General features: G+C 63.7%; 16 protein-coding genes. 8 read left to right on the forward strand and 8 right to left on the reverse strand.

Annotated elements, in window-relative coordinates:
• The first annotated feature begins 42 nt into the window (after positions 1-42).
• From FJ954_RS06235 to FJ954_RS06245, 3 genes are read left to right on the forward strand one after another with little or no spacing between them, the layout of a single operon-like run.
• Complete coding sequence (locus FJ954_RS06235; protein ID WP_140660783.1) at positions 43-1,215, forward strand: glycosyltransferase family 4 protein; 1,173 nt, start codon at positions 43-45, stop codon at positions 1,213-1,215.
• Positions 1,212-2,018: a WecB/TagA/CpsF family glycosyltransferase gene (locus FJ954_RS06240; protein WP_015316291.1), complete on the forward strand. Its 807-nt coding sequence runs from the start codon at positions 1,212-1,214 to the stop codon at positions 2,016-2,018. The genes FJ954_RS06235 and FJ954_RS06240 overlap by 4 nt, the downstream gene beginning before the upstream one ends.
• Positions 2,015-2,941: a DUF6492 family protein gene (locus FJ954_RS06245; RefSeq protein WP_140660784.1), complete on the forward strand. Its 927-nt coding sequence runs from the start codon at positions 2,015-2,017 to the stop codon at positions 2,939-2,941. The genes FJ954_RS06240 and FJ954_RS06245 overlap by 4 nt, the downstream gene beginning before the upstream one ends.
• A gap of 5 nt (positions 2,942-2,946) precedes the next feature.
• Here the strand turns inward: FJ954_RS06245 and FJ954_RS06250 are convergent, their stop codons facing one another.
• Entirely contained in the window at positions 2,947-4,242 is a 1,296-nt protein-coding gene (locus tag FJ954_RS06250) for a lipopolysaccharide biosynthesis protein (RefSeq protein WP_140660785.1), read from the reverse strand.
• Positions 4,243-4,442: 200 nt separating this feature from the next.
• Between FJ954_RS06250 and FJ954_RS06255 the strand changes: the two genes are divergently transcribed.
• The 4 genes from FJ954_RS06255 (at position 4,443) to FJ954_RS06270 (ending at position 10,909) form a co-directional block, all read left to right on the forward strand.
• Entirely contained in the window at positions 4,443-7,031 is a 2,589-nt protein-coding gene (locus FJ954_RS06255) for a GumC family protein (protein ID WP_140660786.1), read from the forward strand.
• Between the two features lie 179 nt (positions 7,032-7,210).
• The gene (gene folD / locus FJ954_RS06260) at positions 7,211-8,110 is read left to right on the forward strand and encodes a bifunctional methylenetetrahydrofolate dehydrogenase/methenyltetrahydrofolate cyclohydrolase FolD (RefSeq protein WP_140660787.1); all 900 of its coding nucleotides are present in this window, start codon (positions 7,211-7,213) and stop codon (positions 8,108-8,110) included.
• A gap of 28 nt (positions 8,111-8,138) precedes the next feature.
• Positions 8,139-9,137 (forward strand): GlxA family transcriptional regulator, encoded by a 999-nt coding sequence (locus FJ954_RS06265; RefSeq protein ID WP_032922464.1) that lies wholly within the window; start codon positions 8,139-8,141, stop codon positions 9,135-9,137.
• Between the two features lie 113 nt (positions 9,138-9,250).
• The gene (locus FJ954_RS06270; protein WP_140660788.1) at positions 9,251-10,909 is read left to right on the forward strand and encodes a VWA domain-containing protein; all 1,659 of its coding nucleotides are present in this window, start codon (positions 9,251-9,253) and stop codon (positions 10,907-10,909) included.
• A gap of 67 nt (positions 10,910-10,976) precedes the next feature.
• Here the strand turns inward: FJ954_RS06270 and edd are convergent, their stop codons facing one another.
• From edd to zwf, 3 genes are all read right to left on the reverse strand, one after another.
• Positions 10,977-12,800 (reverse strand): phosphogluconate dehydratase, encoded by a 1,824-nt coding sequence (edd, locus tag FJ954_RS06275; protein ID WP_140660789.1) that lies wholly within the window; start codon positions 12,798-12,800, stop codon positions 10,977-10,979.
• 73 nt (positions 12,801-12,873) lie between these two features.
• Entirely contained in the window at positions 12,874-13,590 is a 717-nt protein-coding gene (gene pgl, locus FJ954_RS06280) for a 6-phosphogluconolactonase (protein WP_140660790.1), read from the reverse strand.
• The gene (zwf, locus tag FJ954_RS06285) at positions 13,572-15,044 is read right to left on the reverse strand and encodes a glucose-6-phosphate dehydrogenase (RefSeq protein WP_015316300.1); all 1,473 of its coding nucleotides are present in this window, start codon (positions 15,042-15,044) and stop codon (positions 13,572-13,574) included. The genes pgl and zwf overlap by 19 nt, the downstream gene beginning before the upstream one ends.
• A 321-nt stretch (positions 15,045-15,365) precedes the next feature.
• On the opposite strand from zwf, the gene FJ954_RS06290 reads away from it, so the two are divergent.
• Complete coding sequence (locus FJ954_RS06290) at positions 15,366-16,112, forward strand: SDR family oxidoreductase (RefSeq protein ID WP_041163342.1); 747 nt, start codon at positions 15,366-15,368, stop codon at positions 16,110-16,112.
• Between the two features lie 19 nt (positions 16,113-16,131).
• Here FJ954_RS06290 and FJ954_RS06295 read toward each other — a convergent pair whose 3' ends face one another.
• From FJ954_RS06295 to FJ954_RS06310, 4 genes are all read right to left on the reverse strand, one after another.
• Entirely contained in the window at positions 16,132-17,013 is an 882-nt protein-coding gene (locus FJ954_RS06295) for an SH3 domain-containing protein (RefSeq protein ID WP_181177762.1), read from the reverse strand.
• A gap of 376 nt (positions 17,014-17,389) precedes the next feature.
• Positions 17,390-18,676, reverse strand: a complete 1,287-nt coding sequence (locus FJ954_RS06300; RefSeq protein ID WP_140660792.1) for an FAD-binding oxidoreductase — start codon at positions 18,674-18,676, stop codon at positions 17,390-17,392.
• A 48-nt stretch (positions 18,677-18,724) separates the two neighbouring features.
• Entirely contained in the window at positions 18,725-19,090 is a 366-nt protein-coding gene (locus FJ954_RS06305) for a four helix bundle protein (protein WP_015316304.1), read from the reverse strand.
• A 55-nt stretch (positions 19,091-19,145) separates the two neighbouring features.
• Positions 19,146-20,582: a glutamine synthetase family protein gene (locus FJ954_RS06310; RefSeq protein ID WP_015316305.1), complete on the reverse strand. Its 1,437-nt coding sequence runs from the start codon at positions 20,580-20,582 to the stop codon at positions 19,146-19,148.
• Positions 20,583-20,716: the final 134 nt, after the last annotated feature.

Raw genomic sequence — 20,716 nt, forward strand, 5'->3', positions numbered from 1 at the left:
TTCACCGCGCTTTGCTACCGGCTACACCACAGGATAGGTAAGATGCATCTGCTGTTCGCCACATCGATCGTGCCCGACGGTGCTCTCGCCTCGGGCTACGAGATAGCCAACGCCGCGATTATCGCCGCCCTGCGGCGCGCCGGCGCGCGCGTCACGGTCATCGGCTTCACCTGGCCCGGGAAAGCCGCGGCCGATCCCGAAAATACCGTGGTGCTGGGGGCGGTCGACGTGCGCACCGAAAGTGCTTCGCCGCTGCAAAAGCTTGTCTGGGTCGGCAAGGCGATGTTTTCAGGCCTGACCTTCGCGTCGGTCAAGTTGCGTGCGGTGTCCAGCCACGATGTTCAGGCCGCCCTCGAACGAGCCGGTCCGTTCGATGGCTATGTGCTGAATTCCGTGCAGTTCGCCGGTGCTTTCGAACGGGTCTTCGAAGACCGGCCTTCGATTTTCGTCGCCCACAATGTCGAGCATCTCTCGGCGCGGGAGAACGCCGTTGCCGCCGCCGGCATTTTCCAGCGCCTGCTGTTTCGGCGCGAGGCAAGGCTGCTCAAACTGGTCGAAGAGCGCCTCTGCCGCCGCGCGCGTTTTGTCTTCACGTTGGCCGAGGAGGATCGCGGGGCACTTGGCGTCGCCTCGGATGATCGTTCGGTGGTGCTGCCGCTGGTGACCGGCGCCACGGCGCCAGTCTGGAACGGCCGGCGCGCGATCGACTGTGACGCGGCCCTGATCGGCACCTGGACCTGGCAGCCGAACCGCATCGGCCTCGACTGGTTCTTGGGCAAGGTGGTGCCGCATCTGCGGCCTGGTTTCCGCATCCGCATAGCGGGTCACATGCCTTCCGGCGTCACCTCCGCGCATCCGGGCGTCGAGTTTGTCGGCCGTGTCGCAGATGCCAGGGCTTTCGTGCGCGGCGCGGCCGTCATCCCGCTGATCAGCACCGCGGGCAGCGGCGTACAGCTGAAGACCATCGAGACCTTCGAGCTTGGCCTGCCCTCGGTCGCCACCAGCCGGTCGCTGCGCGGCATCGACCATCGCCCCGACAATTGCGTCGTCACCGACGATCCGGCCGGCTTCGCCCGGGCCCTGGAGGCAGCCGCGGCCGACATTCACGATGTCGATGGCAGCACCTTCCATCGCCGGCAGGTCAAGGCGCTCGACGCCGCGGTTCGTGTCGGTCTCGAAAAAATCGGCGCCGTGCGGGAGGAGGTGTTTGCATGAACATGCACGCCGCCCGCGCCGCGTTCGGCTTTGACAGCCTGAAGGCAATCCTCGGCATCCCGGTGCTGGCGATCCGCTGGGACGATGCGATTGCCTTGCTGAACCGATTGATCGCCGAGCGGCGCTTCACCAAGGTCAGTTTCCTCAACGCCCACAATGCCAATATCGCCCACACCGACCCGGTGTTCGCCGAGGCGCTCGACGATTTCCTCATCCTGCCGGACGGCATTGGCGTCGATCTCGCCGCGAAGCTTCTCTACGGCGCGCCGTTTCCCGACAATCTCAACGGCACCGATTTCGTGCCGGCCTTCCTGCAGGCTTCCAAGAGGCCGCTGACGGTGGGGCTGCTCGGAGCAACCCGTGTCAACGCCGAGGCGGCGTCCGTGAAGCTGGCGGCGCTTGCCGTGCAGCACAACTTCGTGGTCATTCACGACGGTTATTTCTCCCCCGCGCAGGAGCCGGAGATCATCGACCGCATCGCAAAGCTACGGCCTGATATGCTGCTGGTCGCGATGGGCGTGCCGCGCCAGGAATTGTGGATTGAACGCCACATCGACGAACGCCATTGCACGCTGCCGATCGCGGTCGGCGCGTTGCTCGATTTCCTGAGCGGCTCGGTGCCGCGCGCACCGCTGTGGATGCGCCGCCTGCGGCTGGAATGGCTGTTCCGTCTGGCGGTCGAGCCGGGCCGGCTCTGGCGCCGCTACGTGGTCGGCAACCCCCTGTTCCTGTGGCGGGTCGTCAAGCAGAAATGGGCGCGCGGCGCCGAGGCCGTCGCAGATGCTCCCGGAGAGTTTCGTTGAACAAGCGGTTCGTCCCAGACCCGCTGGCCGGCCCACGCCTGTTGCCGAAGACGCCGACGGCAGCGGTTGTGACGGCAAGCTACGCCCCGGATTTCGAACGCTGCCGACTGCTGTGCGAAACGCTTGACCGGCATGTCTCGGGTGCCGCGCACCACTACATTCTGGTCGAACATCGCGACCTTGCGCTTTTCCGTCAGTTGCAGACCAGCCGCCGTTCGGTCGTCGATGAGCGGGATCTCCTGCCGCGCTGGCTGCGCGCCTTCGACGATCCGCTCAGCCTGTTTCGCCGCCGCGTCTGGCTCAGCCTGAAAACCCAGCCGCTGCGTGGCTGGCACGTGCAGCAGCTGCGCCGTATCGCCATATCGGCGCACGCAGGGGAAGATGTGCTGATCTTCTGCGATTCCGACGTCGCTTTCCTGAAGGCGTTTGATTGCGGTGCCTTCTGGCGAGATGGCAAGGCGCGTTTGTTCCGCCGGGATGGCGTGCTCGCCGATGACGGCCATGACGAGCATCGCTTGTGGTCGTGCAATGCCGGAACGGCACTTGGCATCGATTCGTCCCGGAGATCGGTCCATGATTATATCTCGACGCTGATCGCCTGGCGCCGCGACACGGTGCTTGCCATGTGCGGCCGGATCGAAAAGGTCCATGGCCGCGACTGGGTCGAGGTCATCGGCTCGGCGCGCAAATTCTCCGAATGCATGATCTACGGGCGCTATGTCGACGATCTGCTGGACGGAGCCGGCCACTTCCACGGTTCGGAAGAATTCTGCCGCGTCCACTGGACGGGCGAGGCGCTGTCGGACGACGAGTTCCGCCGCTTCGTTGCCAGCATGGCGCCAGAGCAGGTGGCAATCGGCATGCAGTCCTTTATCGGCACCGATATAGGCCGGATCCGACGCCTGATCGGGCTTGATCGCTGATTGTCCTAGATTGCCTTGGCCGGTCTGCGCAGCGCCGAATAGGTCAGCAGCATGGACGCGAGGTAGAGCAGCAGGAAGACGATGTTGAGCGACAGCACCAGATCAGATGTTTCGGAAATGGTGGTCAGCACATAGATCAGCAGCAGCGCCTTGAGGGCGGCGAGCAGGCCGAGATTGAGCGCTCGCACCAGCGTCTGGCCGCGCGCGAAAAGAAGCTCGGCCTGGTATTCGACCAGATTGCGCAGTCCAGGCACACAGATCGCCAGCGCCACCAGGGGTGAGGCCTCGGAAACATTCCTGCCGAGCGCGTTGGGAAAGAAATGCAGCACGATGCCAAGCGCTGCCAGCGCCAGCGTTGAAACGAGGAACACGCCGCCCTCGATGCCGCTCTTTATCGCAAGGCGCGACAGCAGCTCCGGCGCGCGCATCATGCGCTGCACGAGCATCATGGAGAAGGTACGGATGGGGATCGCCGTCAGGTCGACGAGCCGCATGATGATGGCATAGATGCCGGCCAAATGCGGGCCACCGATCGCCAGCACCAGCAGCTTGTCGAATTCCGATTGCAGGTAGAACAACACCTCGGCGCCGGCCACATAGATGGAATCGGCGAGCCGCCGCAGATAGAGTTCGATGCGCAGCCGCAGCCGCTGGCGTGGATAGAACCAGCCAAAAGCCAAAAGCAGCGAGGCAGCGTTGGCCCCTATGTAGAACCACGACCACATCCAAATGTCATGCTGTGGCGAGACCATGAACAACACAGCGCCAAGCGCCCGCAGTGCGGTGGCCAGGATCGCCAGCACGGCTGCACGGCCGAATTTGCCCAGCCCGTTGTTGACGATCAGCGCCACTTCCACCGGCCGCCACAGCAGTGCCTCGGCAAAAACGATGGCCGTGAATACCGACAGCGGCACAGTGCCGGCAAAGAAGATCAGGTAGACGCCGAACGAGGCCAGGACCAAAAGCGGCAGCGAGACGGCGCCGAGCAGCAGGAAACCCGCTGTGAACGTGCCGATCAGATTGGGGCGGATGGTGGCGGTGCGGTAGAGTGCCGAAATGAAACCGAAGGCGAGAAGCCTCGACAGCATGACGCCGGCCGCCGAGGCGGTGGCGAACATGCCGAACTCTGCGATCGACAGCGTATTGGCGAGTGCGATGAAATAGGCGAGTGAAAACACCAGTCGCCCGCCGGCGCCGCTGATCGCCGAAAAATAGTCGCGCACCAGCCCCCGCCGTTCGGCCATCAAGGTGCCGATCCGCGCGAAGGTCCGCCTTTGCGGTATGTCGCTGGCCTCAGTCATACGTCGAGGAAAATGCATAGGCTGGAAAGTTTAACGCGCCGTTCTGAAGCTTTCAGTAGTGTTGAAAATTGTTGCAACCATGGCGTGAATTCTTGCCGTCCTCTTTCGAAAATTAACCTTTTGTTTCCTATGCCTGTTTAGCGTGACTTAACGAATGGCCGACCGCCGCTGCCAAGCGGCCAAGAGTAAAGCTCCACGACATGGTCGACAGGGAAAACCGTGAAGACTGGAAGCGCGAGCGCTCGTTGCTGGCGCTTGGCGAAGCCGTGCGTGGCGAGGACGATGCTTCGCTGGTCTCGATTGGAGATCGCGCGGACCCTTCGTGGCGCGAGGATGCCGCCACGCGCCATCGCCTGGCTCGTTCCCGTCGCGAGACGAAGGCGAGCCCGCCTCGGTCGGCAGCCGATAGCGCCGAACGGTCTCGCCTGGACGAGGAGCAGCCGTTTGAATCCGACGGCGCCTGGCGTTCGCGGGGGGAAACCGGCACCGGCGATTTGCCACCCGACATGCCGCCAGCAAGGCCCGCCCCGGAGGAACCTTCGGGCACGGGTGGCGCCCATGATGCAATCGGGTCCCGCGCTACGGGCAGAGCCGACCCGTCCTCCAATGGCGGGGCCGACAGTCAGCAATGGAAGCCGCTGATCGATCCGATGCTGGTCGTTCGCGGCGTTGCCAGGTCGAAGCTGCTGATCGTTGCGACCACGATACTGGGCGCTGGACTTGGCGTTGCCATCGCCTTGTCGATGCCGAAGAAATACGAAGCCACGACCGAACTGATCATCGAGCCGGGTGACCTGAAGCTCTCCGACCGCGATCTCACCCAACCGGTAGGCCAGCCCGATGCCGCTCTGGCCGTCGTCGAAACCCGGATCAAGATGCTAACCTCGGGCACCGTTCTCGATCAGGTTGTCAAGAATCTCAACCTCGTCAACGATCCGGAATTCAATGGCCAGGGCTCCGGCGGCCTCGGCGTCATGTCGCTCATCCGCTCGATCGTGTCACGCAACGATGGGCCGGGCGGCGTCGATGAGATTCGCCGCCAGGCGCTGGCTGTCGGCAATCTGGCCAAAAGTCTGTCGGTCGAACGCAGCGGCAAGACTTTTGTCATTTCCGTCAGCGCCGTGACCCAGAACGGCGACAAGTCGGCGCTCATTGCCAATACGACGAGGACCGTCTTCCAGCAGGAAGCCGCCAAATACCAGTCCGACATGGCCGGACGCGCGACGAACGAATTGACGTCCAAGCTCGATGATCTGCGCAAGGGGGTCGAGGCGGCCGAGCGCAAGGTCGAGGATTTCAGGGCCACGCATGGCCTGGTCGACGCGCAAGGCCATCTGATCAGCGACGATCAAATGCTGAAGCTCAACGAGCAGCTCTCGGTCGCCCGCGCCCGCACGCTGGAACTCAATGCCCGGGCAGCGTCGGCGCGTTCGCTGGATGTCAATTCCGTTCTGACCGGCACGTTGCCGGAAGAGATCAACTCCAACGCCATGAGCGATCTGCGCTCGCAATATGCAACGCTGAAGCAGGAGGCCGATCGTGCCGCGGTCCGGCTGGGACCGCGTCATCCAGAACTCCAGGCCCTCGACGCCCAGATCGCCGGCGCGCGCGAACGCATCGCGGCTGAACTGCGCCGCATCGCCTCTTCGCTGCAGGTCGACTTGAAGCGCGCGGTTCAGCTCGAACAGGACCTCGCTTCCCGGCTGGCCCAGGCAAAGGTCCAAAGCGGCGACGTCAACAGCGACCTGGTTGCCCTGCGGGAGCTGGAGCGCGAGGCCACCGCCAAGCGTTCCGTCTACGAACAATATCTCCTGCGCGCCAAGGAGACTGGTGAACAGACGGGCATCAACACGACCAACATCAATGTGATCACTCCCGCCCAGGCTCCACTCGAGCCAAATGGACCCTCACGGGCCTTGGTGGCGCTGGCCGGCCTGCTGCTTGGCCTTGCTGCCGGTGTTGGCCTCGGCGCTCTGCGTGGCACCTATGACAGCCTGCGCGAGACGGCAAGCGCGCGCTCACGCCGCGAGCGCAAGGTGGACGAACGCAAGTTGGCTGACCAGAGAGCGCCTCGCGAGGAGCAGGCATTCCGGGCGGAGCCTCCGCCAGAGCCACCGATCGCGGCAGCGCATGTGCCGCCGCCGCCCGCACCACCGCCGCCGGTCACGCGGACCGAGGCCGCTCCCGCCGAAAGCTCGGGGAGGATTGGCGCACTCATGTCGAGACTGCGCAAGGCCATGTCCCGCAAGCCGTCCGCCGAAGCCGACGACGACATCTCCAGCGGGTTCGGCCTACCCGCCTTCGCCGACAACGGACGGCCTGTCAACGCTCCGCTATTTCCTGGCCATCCGGAGTCCGGTTTCGGGCCTCGGCAGGCGGCCGGCCTGGATTATTCGCAGTCACCCTTCCAGCCGGGCCCCGATGCGGGGTATGGGCAGCGGATGACCTTGCCTTCGCGCTCGCCCCTGATGCCGCAACAGGCAACGTACCCAGCTCCCCCGTTTCCGTCCTCTCCCTATGCACAGCCGTTGGGCTACCCCCAGGCGCAGCCCTGGTCGCAAGCGGGCCATCCCTCCACGCAAAGCTCAGCGGGACCTTATGCGGCGCAGATGCCGTATCCGCCGCCGCCCGCTCCGGCGCAGCCACCGGCCGCCCCGCCCGCGAGGCCGACCCCGGTCGAGGAGGGTGGCGAACAAGCATCGGTCGAAGAGATTCGCGCCAGCCTGCGTGAATTCCGCGAAGCGGTCCGCGAACTCACGGAAAACCGCACCCGCCGCCGCTACTTCTGAACCATTAGATAGGCTGCGGAGGCCGAACAAAACCGTGCCGGTTTCGCGTAAACGGCATGGGAAGGCGCTTTGACGGGATTGCGAGCTTGTATTTTCGTGACAATGCCGCGCTGCAGATTGCCTGCGCCGCGGCATTATGTTCTCGAAGCGGCGTTGGGCGGAACGATGTTGAGGGTGGCATGGCCGAAGTGATTGACGGAAAAAGCGTTGCCGAAGACGTGGTGCGGACGGTCAAGGCGCTGACTGCCGAGCTGGTCGCCAAGGGCCAGGCCAAGCCAGGCCTGGCCGTCGTCATCGTCGGCGAGGATCCGGCGAGCCAGGTCTATGTCGCCTCCAAATCCCGTACCGCCAAGGAATGCGGCTTTCATTCGCTTCAGCACACGCTGCCGGCGGAAACGTCCCAAGAGGCGCTGCTCAAGCTCATCGCCGAACTCAACGCCGATCCTGAAATCAACGGCATCCTGGTCCAGCTTCCGCTGCCCGCCCATGTCGATGCCGGCAAGATCATCCAGGCGATCGCGCCGCACAAGGACGTCGACGGCTTCCATTTCATCAATGTCGGCAAGCTCGGCACTGGTGAACTCGACACGGCCTTCGTTCCCTGCACGCCCGCCGGCTCGATGCTTTTGATCGAGCGCGTGCGCGGCAAGGATCTGTCCGGCCTCAACGCCGTTGTCGTCGGCCGCTCCAACATCGTCGGCAAGCCGATGGCCAATCTGCTGCTTGCCGCCAACTGCACCGTCACCATCGCGCATAGCCGCACCAAGGACCTGCCGGCGCTTGCCCGCACGGCCGACATCCTGGTCGCCGCTGTCGGCAGGCCGGAAATGATCAGGGGTGACTGGGTCAAGCCTGGCGCCACCGTCATCGATGTCGGCATCAACCGCATTCCCGCGCCCGAGAAAGGCGAGGGCAAGTCGCGTCTCGTCGGCGATGTCGCCTATGCCGAAGCGGCCAGGGCGGCCGGCGCGATCACTCCGGTGCCCGGCGGCGTCGGGCCGATGACCATTGCCATGTTGATGGCCAATACGTTAGCTTCGGCCTACCTTGCGGCCGGACTGAAGCGGCCTTCCTTCTGAGCCCGGGTTGACCCTGAAAGCCGCAGCTTTGCCGAACCCCACTATTTCCCCGGAACGGCCGGTCACGAATGATCCCGTTCAAGGCGGCCGGCAGTTCGCTTTCCTGCTGGTCGACAAGTTTTCGATGTTCTCGCTGGCCGCCGCGATCGATACGTTCCGGTCGGCGAACCGCCTGCTCGGTCGCGACTTCTACGGCTGGACAACTGTGTCGGCCGATGGTGACCCGGTGATGGCTTCCAACGGCCTGCCGCTCAAGATCGACTACGCCGTCGCGGACCTGCCGCCGGTCGATATTCTCTTCGTCTCGGTCGGCTTGACGACAGAATTTCCGGGCAAGAGCAAGGTTCTGGCCGCCTTGCGCAGCTGGGGCCGGCGCGGCAACGCGCTTGGTGCCTTGTCGGTCGGATCCTACCTGCTGGCCGAGGCTGGCCAGCTCGAAGGCTATCGCTGCACGATCCATTGGGAAAACCGCGCCGGCTTCGTCGAGCGCTTTCCCGACATCAACTGCACGGGCAACGTCTTCGAGATCGACCGCAAACGCTACACCTGCGCCGGCGGCACCACCTCGATCGATCTGATGCTGGAGATCGTGCGTGGCGATTTCGGCTCCAACCTCGCCAATGGCGTCGCCAACCAGTTCCAGCACGAGCGCATCCGCTCCGCTGGAGACCGCCAGCGCGTCGGGCCGGAGCGTGACCTCACCGGCAAGTCGGAGAAGTTGCGACGCATCGTCGAACTGATGGCCGACCATCTCGATGAGCCGCTGTCGGCGGTACAGCTCGCCAAGTCGGCGGGCCTCTCGGTGCGCCAGGTGGAGCGGCTGTTCCTGCGCCATCTCAACGTCACGCCCGGACGCTACTACATGCGGCTGCGGCTGGAGCGGGCGCGCGAATTGCTGCGCCAGACCAACATGCCGATCCTCGACGTGGCGATCGCGACCGGCTTCACCTCGCATTCCTATTTTGCCCAGAGCTATCGGCTGCAGTTTGGCCGCCCGCCCTCGGAAGAGCGCCGCACGACATACTGAATTGGGTACGCACGGGCCCTATGCGAGCTATCGTTGATAGCGGTGGCTTGTGTCCCTGCACGCGCTCAAATAGCTTCGGCCAGCGGACGGGGTGGCTAACTCAGGAGATTTCGATGGCGATACTTGCGCGGAGCGTCGCTGCGGCGATCCTCCTTTTGTCGACGACGACATTCGGCTTTGCCGCCAACAAGGTCATCATCATCCTCGACGCGTCGGGATCGATGTGGGCGCAGATCGACGGAAAGCCCAAGCTGGAAATCGCCCGCGAATCGCTGAGGACCGTGCTTCAATCGGTTCCCGCCGACGACGAGATCGGCTTCATGGCCTATGGCCATCGCGAAAAAGGCAGCTGCGACGACATCCAACTGATCGTGCCGCCCCAGGCGGGCTCGGCAAGCGCCATCTCGGCAGCCGCCGACAGCATGAAGTTCCTCGGCAAGACGCCGCTGACGGCAGCCGTCAAGCAGGCGGCCGAAGCGCTGAAATACACCGAGGACAAGGCAACTGTCGTTCTTATCACCGATGGGCTGGAAACGTGCGCCGGCGACCCTTGTGCGCTGGGCAAGGAACTCGAAGCCTCCGGCGTCGATTTCACCGCCGACGTCGTCGGCTTCGGCCTGACCGCCGACGAAGGTAAGCAGATTGCCTGCCTCGCCGACAATACCGGCGGCAAATACATCCAGGCTTCCGATGAGAAGGCGCTGCAGGAGGCGCTGGTCGAGACCGTCGCGGCACCGGCGCCCGAGCCAGCACCGGCCCCCGCTCCGGCACCAGCGCCCGAGCCGGCGAAGCCCGAGTTCAATTTCATGCCGACCGTGGTGCTGGCCGAGGGCGGCGATCCTGTCACCGACGGCAATGCCTGGGAAGTCTACAAGGCCAAATCGGACGGCACGCGCGGCGACAACGTCACCACCGAATACGGCGACTACAAAGCCAATCTGGAACCGGGCGACTACATCGTCGTCGCGCGCGACGGTGAGGCCAAGACGGAGCAGAAGATCGAGATCGAGGCGGGCCAGGTCTACAAGCCGCTGTTCACCTTGAATGCCGGCACACTCATCCTGCATCCGCGTCCGAGCCAAGGTGCCGATGTGGCCAGCGGGGCGGCTGTCGTGATCGCCTATCCGGGCGTCGACAACCCTCCGACCTATTATGGAGACACGAAAGTCGTGTTGCCGGCCGGCGACGAGAAAGTGACCGTCACGATCGGGCAGGGCGTGGTCACCGAAACGATCCCGCTCGCCGCGGGCAGGGTGATCGACAAGGACATCATCGTCGGCGTCGGCCATGTCGTTGCCAACGCATACTATGTGGCCGGCGGCGACAAGGCTGACGGTTCAGGCATCGGCTTCAAGGTGCTCAAGGCCAAGAAGAAGATCGATGGCACCCGCGACGAGGTCACCTATGCCTATGGCCCCGACAGCAAGTTCGATCTGCCGCCCGATGACTATGTGCTGATCGCGACGGTCGATCTCGCCATCGTGGAACAGCCTTTCAGCGTCAAGGTCGGCGAGTTCCAGGACCTCAAGGTCGCCATGAATGCCGGCGTGCTGGCAATCACGGCGCCCGGCACCTCCAAGATCGAGATCTTCGAGACGAAGAAGGACATCAATGGCAATCGCAAGTCGATCGGCTATGCCTATGACGAGAAGTATCAGGCCGCGATAGCGGCCGGCGATTACGCCGTGGTTTCGGAGAAGTCGGACAACAGCAAGAAGGAAGGCGCCGTGACCGTGAAGGCCGGAGAGCGGGTTGAACTGACGGTGCAATGAGGATTGCGATTTCGACCGGCAAAAAGGGCGGCCACGAGCCGCCCTTTTTCATGCCGGACAGAATGCGTCAGGCAGTGCCGAACGCGCTGGCGCCGTGATCGGCGCGGCCCACCAATTGGCGGAAGCCGGCGAACAACTCGCGTCCGAAGCCGAATTCATTGCCGATGAGATCGACTTCGGCTGTGCGGCGCAGCGCGAATTCGGTGCCTGGCACCAGCACTTCCAGCGTGCCGGCATCGGCGTCGAGGCGGATGATGTCGCCGTCATGGATCCGCGCGATCGGCCCGTCCTCGACCGCTTCCGGCGTCACATGGATTGCCGCCGGCACCTTGCCGGAGGCACCCGACATGCGCCCATCGGTGACCAGCGCCACGCGCTGGCCGCGATCCTGCAGGATGCCGAGCACGGTGGTCAGCTTGTGCAGTTCCGGCATGCCGTTGGCCTTCGGACCCTGGAAGCGGATGACGGCGATGAAGTCGCCGGTGAGTGTGCCCGCCTTGAAGGCGTCGTTCAGCCCCTGCTGGCTGTCGAACACCTTGGCCGGCGCTTCGATGATACGCCGCTCCGGTTTGACCGCCGATGTCTTGATGACGGCGTGGCCGAGATTGCCCGCCAGCACCTTCAGACCGCCCGTCGCTTGGAAGGCCTTGTTGAACGGCGCCAGCACCTTTTCGTCGCCGCTTGCGCGCGGCGAAGCCTCGCGCAGCACACCGCCGTCGGCGCCGAGCTTTGCCTCGACCGCGTACGGCCGCAGGCCTTCGCCCCACACCGTCTGCACATCCTCGTGCAGGACGCCTTCGTCGAGCAGTTCGCGGATCAGGAAGCCGAGGCCGCCGGCTGCATGGAAATGATTCACGTCGGCAAGTCCGTTCGGATAGACCCGTGCCAACAGAGGCACCGCTTCCGAGAGGTCGGAAATATCCTGCCAGGTCAGCGCGATGCCGGCGGCGGCGGCCATGGCGATCAGGTGGATGGTGTGGTTGGTCGAGCCGCCGGTGGCATGCAGGCCGACGACGCCATTGACGAACGAACGTTCGTCGATCATCCGCCCGACCGGCGTATAGGCGTTGCCGAGCGCGGTGATCGCCAGTGCCCGTTTCGTCGCTTCGCGGGTCAAGGCGTCGCGCAGGGGCGTGCCGGGGTTGACGAAGGACGCGCCCGGCGTGTGCAGGCCCATGATCTCCATCAGCATCTGGTTGGAGTTCGCCGTCCCGTAGAAGGTGCAGGTGCCCGGCCCGTGATACGACTTGGACTCGGCTTCCAGGAGTTCGGCGCGTCCTGCCTTGCCCTCGGCATAGAGCTGGCGGACCTTGGCCTTCTCATCGTTGGGCAGGCCTGTCGTCATCGGGCCGGCAGGAATGAACACCGCCGGCAGATGGCCGAAGGTTAGTGCGGCGATCACCAGACCCGGGACGATCTTGTCGCAGACGCCGAGATAGACGGCGGCGTCGAACATGTTGTGCGACAGGCCGATCGCGGCTGCCATGGCGATCACGTCGCGCGAAAACAGCGACAGCTCCATGCCGGGCTGGCCTTGGGTCACGCCATCGCACATCGCCGGCACGCCGCCCGCGACCTGGGCGATGCCGCCCGCCTCGCGCGCGGCCTCCTTGATCAGGGCAGGGAAGGTCTCGAAGGGCTGATGCGCCGACAGCATGTCGTTGTAAGAGGTGATGATGCCGAGATTGGGCACCTTGTCGGCACCGAGCGCCAGCTTTTCCGAGGGGCTGCAGACCGCGAAGCCATGGGCAAGGTTGCCGCAGGACAGCACCGACCGGTTGGCGGTCTGGTTCGACGCTTCGGCGATACGGCTGAGGTAGCGCTCCCGGCCCGGTTTGGAGCGCTGGCGTATCCGTTCGGTGATGGCTTCGATGTCTCGTCTTGCGGTCATGGGATCAGGTCCTTTCAGGCGAGGTCCCGGAAACATCCTCCCGCCGTTGCCGGGACCACTTGTAAACTTGAAATCAGGGCGCCCAGAAAACCTCCACGGGCTTGGGCGATGCGTCGAGCACGGCACGGATCGGCTTTCGCGGCCCGGGCGCGGCCGCGCCGTCGAAGGCGGTGCGCTTGTCCTCGCCCTCGATGTGCAGCGCGATGAAACCGGCGTCGATGATCCGCGCCAGGGTCAGGGTCAGCCGAGGCTCACCCGCACTTGCGGCGTGAACCGGCAGGATGATCCTGTCCGAGGCGGGGTCGAGCAGCTTCGGCAGATCGTCGGCGTCGGGAAAGAATGAGGCGGTATGGCCGTCCGGCCCCATGCCGAGGATCACGGCATCGAGCGGCCAGGGCAGGGATCGCAGGGCCGCATCGTCGGATGCCGCGGCATCCTCGATGCCGACCGCCTCGTGGTAGAGCGGAACGAAGCGGGCCGCCTTGGCCGCGTTCTGCAGCAGGTTGGCGGCAACCAGCCCGGCATTGGATCGCGGCGAGGAGGCCGGCACGAAACGTTCGTCGACCAGCGTCACGATCACCTTATCCCAGGCGATCGGCGCCGCGGAGAGCGCGGCAAAGAACTTTGCCGGTGTCGTGCCGCCGGAGACCGCCAGCAGTGCCGTGCCGCGCCCGGCGATCGCCTTGGTCAGGGTATCGGCGACGCGGCCAGCCAGCGCCGAGGCCAGTTGCGGACGGTCGGGAAAAGCGTTCCAGTTGTAGCTGGCGCTGTTCAATTGCTCTCGTGCCATGTCCGCCCGTCACGTTCGATCAGTGCTATCGAGGCCGACGGCCCCCATGTGCCTGCCGTATAGCCCTGCGCTTCCTGCTTGGCGCCTTCCCAGGCATTCTGGATCGGGTCGATCCACTTCCAGGCGGCTTCCACCTCGTCGCGGCGCATGAACAGCGTCTGGTTGCCGCGGATGACATCCATGATCAGCCGTTCATAGGCGTCAGGCGCGCGGCCGTCGAACGACTGCGCGAAACTCATGTCGAGCGAGATCTGGCGCAGCCGCATGCCGCCCGGGCCTGGGTCCTTGATCATGATGAACTGCTTGACGCCTTCGTCCGGCTGCAGCCGGATGACCAACTGGTTGGCAAAGATCGGCCCCGCGCCGCTGTCGCCGAAGATCGAATGCGGGATCGGCTTGAACTCGATGACGATTTCCGAAACCCGGGTCGCCAGCCGCTTTCCGGTCCTGAGGTAGAACGGAACGCCGGCCCAGCGCCAGGTGCCGATCTCGGCCTTGATGGCGACGAAGGTCTCTGTGTTGCTGTCCTTGCCGAGTTCCTCGACATAGCCTTTCACCGGTCCCCCGGCCGAGGCGCCGGCGCGGTACTGGCCGCGCACGGTGTGCTTCGGCGCCTCGTTGCCGTTGATGCGCTTCAGCGCCCGCAGCACCTTGAGCTTCTCGTCGCGCACCGCGTCGGCGTCCATCGACGAGGGCGCTTCCATGGCGACGAGGCAAAGCAGCTGCAGCATGTGGTTCTGCACCATGTCGCGCAGCGCACCGGCCTTGTCGTAGTAGGTGACGCGGTCTTCCAGGCCCACGGTCTCGGCGACGGTGATCTGCACGTGGTCGATGTGGGCGGAATTCCACAGCGGCTCGTACAGCGCATTGGCAAAGCGCAGCGCCATCAGGTTCTGCACCGTCTCCTTGCCGAGATAATGATCGATGCGGAAAATCTGGCTTTCGTGGAAGTCGTCGCCGACCAGGTCGTTGAGCGCCTGCGCCGAGGCAAGATCGCGGCCGATCGGCTTCTCCAGCACGATGCGCGAATTCGGCGTGATCAGATTGTGCTCTTTGAGCTTGTGCGAGATGTCGCCGAACAGCGCCGGCGCCACGGCCAGGTAGAAGGCGCGGATGTGGTCGCTTTCGCCGATCGCCTTTTTCAGCTTGTCGAAGCCGGCGCCGCTCGTTGCATCGGCCGGGACGTAGGAAAGCCGGGCGAGGAAGGTCTTCAACTCCTTGGCATCGATATCGGCCGGCTTGACATGGTCCGAAATCGCCTGCTTGGCGAACGCCTGGAACTCCTCGTCGCTCATTTTCGAGCGCGACGTGCCGATGATCCGCGTCGGCTCGGAGAATTGATGGTCGCGCTGGCGATAGTAGAGCGACGGCAGCAGCTTGCGTTCCGACAGGTCGCCGGTACCACCGAAAATGATAAAGTCGAAAGGGTCGACGGGGATGATCTGGCTGGTCATGGTCTGTCCGCTTTGACGCCGGTCGCAAATACGCGGCTGATATATTCTAATCGATTTAAATTTTCCAGTGCCATGGTGTCACATCGAGGACCAACTGCTGGATTTTGCGTCGGTCCACGTGTGCGCTTGACACTGGCGCCGCCGGGAGGCTTGTCGGTGAACGAAGACTCCGGAAGCTTTCGCAGTTGCAGCATAGAACGTGAATGTGACGAAAGCTAAGGGAGAAATCGGCGCGCCATCCTTGCGGCATCGATCGCATCGGTCGCCAGCCCTTGTGCAAGCTGTGCAGTGATATCGAGGAAGTCCATGAGCGGGAAAAGCATGCGTCTGGAAAACAAGGTCGCCATTATCACCGGTGCGGCATCGGGCTTCGGCGAAGGCATGGCCAAGCGCTTCGCGGAAGAGGGCGCCAGGGTCGTTGTCGCCGATCTCAACGCCAAGGGTGCCAAACGCGTCGCCGATGAGATCGGCGAGGCGGCAATCTGGACGCAGACCGACGTTTCGTTGCGCTCCGAGTTCGACGAGATGGTCTATGCCGCCAAAAGCGCCTTCGGCCGTGTCGACATCATGGTCAACAATGCCGGGTTCACCCATCGCAATGGCGACATGCTCAAGGTCGACGAGGAAACTTTCGACCTGATCACATCAGTCAACATGAAGGCGATCTATCACGCCGCCCTTGCGGTGGTACCGATCATGGAGCGGCAAGGTGGTGGTGTCATCCTGACCACGGCCTCCACCGCGGGCCTGCGGCCGCGGCCCGGCCTCACCTGGTACAATGCCTCGAAGGGTTGGGCGATCACCGCCACCAAGTCGATGGCGGTGGAACTCGCGCCCAGGAACATCCGCGTCAACTGCCTTTGCCCGGTCGCCGGTGAAACCGGCATGCTTGAAAAATTTATGGGCGCCGACACGCCCGAGATCCGCGAGGCATTCCGCGCCTCGATCCCGCTCGGGCGGCTGTCGACCCCGCTCGATATCGCCAACGCGGCTTTATGGCTGGCCTCGGACGAGGCCGCTTTCATAACCGGGGTCGCTCTGGAAGTCGATGGCGGGCGCTGCATCTGAACGCGGCGATCGTCGGATATTACGTGCCGGGCTTGACGTAGCTCTTGTACACCCAGCCGTGCTTGCCGTTGTAGACGATCTCGCACCACTGCTTGCAGCCCATCAGTTGCACCGAGGTCCGGGCAGGGATCGTACCGATGGGGGTGGCACCCTTCTTTGGAGCACTGCGCATGGTCACAGCCCTGAGAATACGGCCGCTGCCCGTCGCCGCCACCTTGCGCGGCTTCGCTTTGGCTGCGTTGTCCTCGCCTTGTGCATTCGCGGGTTTTTGGTCCGGTGCTTGCGGCTGCGTCTCCGGAATGGCGGCGGTCTGCGCGCCATCGGGATTGCTGCTATTGGCAGGCGGGCTCGGCGCGGCGACCTTGGCAAGCTCGTCGGTGGCATCGGTATCGGTAGACGATTGCGCGAATGCCGCCGCTGTTTTGTCAGGCGCCGGCTCGGGCTGCTTGGCTACCTGGCTGGGAGCCGCCGTTTGATCGGGATCAGTTGCCGCGGCAGCCTTCGGCTGCGCCCCTGTCCAGCGGGGATCATTGGCGGCAAGCGCTGGTATGTCCACCGCCGCCGCTGCCTTGGTCGGTGACACCTGGCTGGACTTGCGCTCCGCCTGCGGCGTCACGGCCGCCACCGTCACCGTCGTCCCCGAGGAGGGAACTTTCGTCGTCTTCACCGGAATGGTCGGAATGCTCTGCTCGGGACTGGCGGCTGCTTGCCTCTCGCCGGTCGGCAACGCCAGCCAGAGCGCCACTGCGGCAACGCCAAGCAGTGCCGCGGTGCCTATTGCCGCGATAACCAGGTGCGAGTTCGAACGGACTCCCTGCCAGAATGACGGGCGCATGTCATAGCCGAACTGCATGGCGAAGCGCCGACGTTCCGGAGCACCGAAACTGAAGGGCTCTCTCACTCTTGCCACCTCCATAAGCGGGCCGGTGTTCTTTCGATCAAATATCGCAAGTCACGCGTTCGATCAGCATCGGTCCCAAAACGCGGGCGGGCCCGCAACAATCCCCGAACAATCGCCCAGATGCGGACCTTTCGCCCGCGATTGTGGCGTCAGTACGCCATTAGCAAGGATTCTGCGCTTTTGCCCGCAATTCCGCAATGTGTCGCCCGGGCAACAAATATTACATGAATATTACAATATTACATGAGTTCGTGATCGCAGGGATAGCGGCGATCCAATCCCAGCCTAAGCACGTCGCGTTGGAAAAGACCCCACGACGCACTTGGATCTTGTTTTGTGCATGTCGTTCTTCCCAAAGGTCACTTTGCGCGACGCATTAGATCCTGTCCCGCAGCGCAAACCAGTTGAGCGCAAGGAAAAGCAGCGGCGCCCGGAACCGGCGGCCGCCAGGAAATGGCGGGATTTTCAGCTCCTCGATAAGCTTCAGCCGGTCGCGGTTGCCGGTGATGGTTTCGGCATAGAGCTTGCCGAAGAAGTTCGACAGCATGACGCCGTGACCGGAATAGCCGCCGGCCGAGATCACATTCGGCATCACTTCACGCACGAACGGCTTCCTCGGCACGGTGATGCCGACATAGCCGCCCCAGCCATGGGTGATCTCGACATCGCCGAGCGCCGGATAGAGCTCCGCGATCTGGCGGCGAATGTGGATGTGGATATCTTTGGGATCGTTGACGCCATAGACCTCGCGTCCGCCGAAAAGCAGCCGTCCATCCCTGGATTTGCGGAAATAACGCACGACGAAGCGGGAATCGTCGACCGATTCGCCCCCCGGCAACACGTTCGAATCCGATCCCAGCGGCACGGTCGCGCCGATGAAGGATCCGATCGGCATGATGTGCGCGGCACTCACCGGCTCGAGCGTGCCGCCATAGGCGTTGACCGCGATCAGGCATTTTTGCGCCGAGATCGTCCCTCTCGGCGTGGAGACCCTGACCTTGCCGCCTGCCGAGACGATGCCGGTCGATGGCGTCCCTTCGAACAAGTGGGCGCCAGCTTGTGCCGCCGCCCGCGCCGTGCCGATCACCAGCTTCATCGGATGGATATGGCCGGTGCCGATATCGCGCGTGCCGCCGAAATAAGCGCTCGAGCCCAGCCGATCCGCCGTCTCCTTCGCATCCATGAAGGAGATGTGCGGGTATGAGAAGCGGCCGGCCATGATTTCGGCATGCGCCTTGTAGTCGTCCACATAGCGCGGCTTGTGCGCGACCGAGAGCTGGCCCGGCATGTAGTCGATATCGATCTGGTTGAGGGCCGCGAAGTCGAGCAGATGCGCTTTCGCCTCTTCGGCGAGATCGAACAGCGCCCTGGCGCGGGACAGACCGTATTCTGCCTCCAGGTCCTCGGCCCAGGCACGCTGCCCGGTGCCGAGCTGGCCGCCATTGCGCCCGGAAGCGCCGTCGCCAAAACGATATGCTTCGATCAGGACAACGCTGGTACCGGCCTTGGCCAAATGCGTCGCTGCCGACAGGCCGGTAAACCCGCCGCCGATAATAACGACGTCGCAGGTCCGATCACCGTCGAGCGTTGGATATTCGGGCCGCGGCCCAGCCGTGTCCTCATACCAGGACCGGCCGGGGGAAATGGGGGATTGGTAGTTCATGATGCTCACAGGGCAGTAGGGCAGTAGGGCAGTAGGGCAGTAGATAAACTACTCGGGTGACAATTTGCGGATTAGAAGCCGCAAGAGCGTTCCCACACTCTCGCTGCGGTTCATCAGCGGTTGGGCTATCTCATGCGAGGTGATGCCGACGCGTTGCGCGATCAGCAGATGGGTCTCCAATTCTTTGAGTGATCCTTGCGCAATCCTGAGAAATTGCTGATAGGAAGCCCGGCTTTCCCGTCCGTAACCCTCAGCTATGTTGGCGGGCACGGAGGTGGCTGCCCTGCGTAGCTGAGCAGTCACGCCATAGAGTTCTTCTTTCGGCCAGGCTTTTGTCGCCTCGTAGACTGATACTGCTAGGTCCATGGCCTGCTGCCAGACGATCAGATCCCTGTACGATTCGATCTTCGCCATCGTCTGCCACCCCCCTTACTGCCTTACTGCCCTACTGCCTTACTGCCTTACTCCCCTAAACATTCAGCAGCAGATATTCCCGCTCCCACGGACTGATCACTTCCATGAACGTTTCGAATTCCGCCCGCTTGATCGCCGCATAGGTGGCGGCGAAGGACTTGCCCAGCAATGCGCAGAGTTCCTCGTCGCCTTCGAACAGGTCGACGGCTTCGAGCAGGCTGCGCGGCAGGTCGATCTCGTGCGCGTTGGCGGTGGTCAGTACGGGAGGCTCGGCCTTGATCTTCCTGGTGATGCCGATCAGCCCGCAGGCAAGCGAAGCCGCCAGCGCCAGATAGGGATTGGCATCGGAGGACGGGATGCGGTTTTCAACGCGCCGCGCCGCTGGATCGGAACGCGGCACGCGGAAAGCCGTGGTGCGGTTGTCGTAGCCCCATTTGTTGTTGACCGGGGCAGAGGCCGCCTGCGTCAGCCGCCGGTAGGAATTGACGTAGGGCGCGAACATAACCAGCGCATTCGGCACGTGCTTCTGCATGCCGCCGATGAAATGGAAGAAATCCTCGGTCTCCGAACCATCCTCGGCCGAAAAGATGTTCCTGCCCGTCTTCTTGTCGACGATCGACTGATGGATATGCATGGCGGAGCCCGGCTGGCCCTGAATCGGCTTGGCCATGAAGGTCGCGTAGATCTCATGCTTGAGCGCGGCTTCACGAATGGTGCGCTTGAACATGAACACCTGGTCGGCGAGCTCGATCGGGTCGCCGTGGCGCAGATTGATCTCGAGCTGGCCGGCGCCCTCTTCGTGGATGAGCGTGTCGATCTCCAGGCCCTGGCTTTCGGAGAAATGGTAGATGTCGTCGATCAGTTCGTCGAACTCGTTGACGCCGGCGATCGAATAGCCGGCGCCGCCGCCGATCGCGCGCCCCGAGCGGCCGACAGGCGGGGTCAGGGGATAGTCCGGGTCCGGATTCTTGCGCACGAGGTAGAACTCGATTTCGGGTGCCACGACCGGCTTCAGCCCAAGCTTGTCATAGGCCGCCAGCACGCGCTTCAGCACATTGCGCGGCGTGAACTCGACCGAGCGGCCGTCCTGGTGGACGAGGTCGCAGATGACGGCGGCCGTCGGGTCTTCTTCCCAGGGAACCACGGTCAATGTCGACAGGTCCGGCATCAGCTTGAGGTCGCCGTCGTCTTCCGGATAGTGAAAGCCGTTACCGTCCTCCGGATAGCCGCCGGAAATCGTCGTCATGAAGACCGCCGAAGGCAGCGCCAGTGAGGTGTTGGAAGTGAATTTCTTCGACGGCATCATCTTGCCGCGCGCCACGCCGGCCTGATCAGGCGTGATGCATTCGATATCCTCGATGCCGCGCCATTCCAGCCAATCGCTGACTTCCTTCCAGTTCTTCACACCTCGCAGGTTTTTCACGAAGGCAGGCGTGCGCGCCCGTCCTCCGCGGCTCGACGGACGGACTTCCTTTTTTGCAGGCGGCATCATTCACCAGATTGGGTTGCGGATTTTCAAGTATAGCCGTGCCGTGCGACCGAAGGGAAGGGGAGCCGCCGCGGGCATTTGCCGTTGCGGGTTGAAAACCGGTTGCCGGTCGGCATAGGTTTGGCGTCTTCCCGCAC

The sequence above is a fragment of the Mesorhizobium sp. B2-3-15 genome, assembly GCF_006442875.1.
Taxonomy (GTDB): Bacteria; Pseudomonadota; Alphaproteobacteria; order Rhizobiales; family Rhizobiaceae; genus Mesorhizobium; species Mesorhizobium australicum.